1 protein-coding gene, 1 tRNA gene and 1 pseudogene are annotated in these 1,845 nt (G+C 63.8%); all 3 read right to left on the minus strand.

Going from position 1 to position 1,845, the window contains the following annotated elements; genetic code table 11:
- Positions 1-329: pseudogene (locus tag FHG71_RS23165) on the minus strand (transposase); the annotation flags it as partial.
- A 134-nt stretch (positions 330-463) separates the two neighbouring features.
- Complete coding sequence (locus FHG71_RS23170; protein WP_176559612.1) at positions 464-991, minus strand: VPLPA-CTERM sorting domain-containing protein; 528 nt, start codon at positions 989-991, stop codon at positions 464-466.
- A 390-nt stretch (positions 992-1,381) separates the two neighbouring features.
- A tRNA-Lys gene (locus FHG71_RS23175) sits at positions 1,382-1,457 on the minus strand.
- Positions 1,458-1,845: the final 388 nt, after the last annotated feature.

Here is a 1,845-nt window from a genome sequence, read left to right on the forward strand (position 1 = left end):
GACCGGGATGGTGGCTGTGCCGCACCGCCCGGCGATGACGCTGTGACAGGTCCGGGCGTCGTAGGCGCCCTCGGCCGTGACGGCGTCGATCGGCTGGGATGCGCCAGCAGATCGGGCGGCACTGGGCTGTCGCCCTCGCGGCTGGGCGTGGCCTCGACGGCCCGGATGTCCCCCTTGGCCGCGTCCAGGGCCAGATGCACCTTGCGCCATTCTCTCCGACGGCCAGGACCCTGGCGGCGGCCCTGCCACTCACCCTCGCCTGCCATCTTCACGCCGGTGCTGGCGACCCGCAGGCCCAGGTTGCCGCCTGAACGGACGTGGGGGATCTGACATGTATACCACAGGGATGGCGCAGGCGGGCTCCGTCCATCTGCTAGCCGCTCCGCCTTCCCGTCCCATCACGTTCTGCAATGACAAAGGGCCGTCCCATGTAGGACGGCCCCCGCCAGCTAGATTTTGTATGTCAGGCGTCCGTCTTGCGACGGCGTGCCAAAGCCAGGCCACCCATAGCCGTCAGCAGCAGCAGACCCGCAGCCGGCACCGGGATCACCGCAGCTTCAACGGCGAAATCGATGTCAGCCGTGCCACCCGCTCTCTTCCCCGTATCGATCACGTTCCCGAAGCTGAGGATCAGATCGATCGTCTGGCCAGCGGCCACCAGAACCTCGCTCTCGAAGCCGTCCGTGTCGTCCTGAGCGATTGAGAACGGTCCTTCAGAGCCCCAGGTGAACGACACCCCGCCCGCGAAGGCGGCTGAGACCTGCTGAACAGTGGCGCCCACGTTGGCCAAGGCAGCAGTGCTCGAGGTGTTGACGAAGGAGAAGGTGTAGGTGTTGCCCGTGTCGCCAATCGCGAACTGGCCGTTGAAGAAGTAATCGTCCGCCAGGAGATCGTAGCTGCCTCCCGGCGACACAAAGGTTGTGGCCGTGGCCGCAACAGGAGCCACCAGCATCGCTGCTGCCAATCCCGCCACCTTTAGTTTGCTGAGCATGTGATACTCCCATCCAGTTGCTACTGCTCTCGCGTGTTCACTGACCCGCGAGGTGCCGCGGGTGTGCCCCATTTGTGCCGTAAAGAAAACACTATAGCAGGACGTACAGAGCCATTGTTGAGAGAAAAGTCGCTTCATGCCGACGGTTGAAGCTCTCGGCACCGCCTCCCGGTTGTTCCCCATGCGGAATGCGCAACCGAAACGTTGATCCAATCAGATCCGAGCGGGTGGAATGCTGAGGCACTCGTCTCCACTCCTGGGGACAGGCCAAGTGACACGCTTCTCGCCAGTACGATCAAAGGGACAAACCGAAAAAGTGACCCTGGGAGCGCTCAGAAGTGGCCCGCTCGCAACAAGGCAAACGTAACTCACAGTTCAGCACAAGAAACATGGTGAGCCGTGCTGGACTCGAACCAGCGACCAACTGATTAAAAGTCAGTTGCTCTACCAACTGAGCTAACGGCCCGCTCGGTGCCGGAACTAGGCGGGTCCGCATCCAGCGTCAACCCGTGAAATGTCGTTCCTCCACGGGAGGAGTTCTCCCGAAGATTGCCCTACGGACCGGTCAGGCCCTCGCTGTGGCGCAGCGCGAGGCCATAGCTGTCGGTTGCGGGGCGGCCGAGGGCATCGCTCTTTGTGGTCGAGCCCTGGCGTCGGCGATAAAAATGTATCTCGGCCAGCCGCGCAACCGGACTGGACCGGGATGCGCCTCCACGCTGGCTCTGTTGTGCGAGGGGTCTGATGGGGTTCATCTCGTAGGTCCGGGGGGTGGGCGGCCGGCATGAGCCGACCGAGGCCCTGACCGGCAAGACCCGGAACTGTCCAGCCGGCCGCGAGGCGTCGAGGCGGCGGGG

This window comes from Rubellimicrobium roseum, assembly GCF_006152145.1.
Lineage (GTDB): Bacteria > Pseudomonadota > Alphaproteobacteria > Rhodobacterales > Rhodobacteraceae > Rubellimicrobium > Rubellimicrobium roseum.

Coding starts and splice junctions, on each gene's coding strand:
- FHG71_RS23170 (WP_176559612.1), bottom strand. CDS start 991: ATGCTCAGCAAACTAAAGGTGGCGGGATTGGCAGCAGCGATGCTGGTG.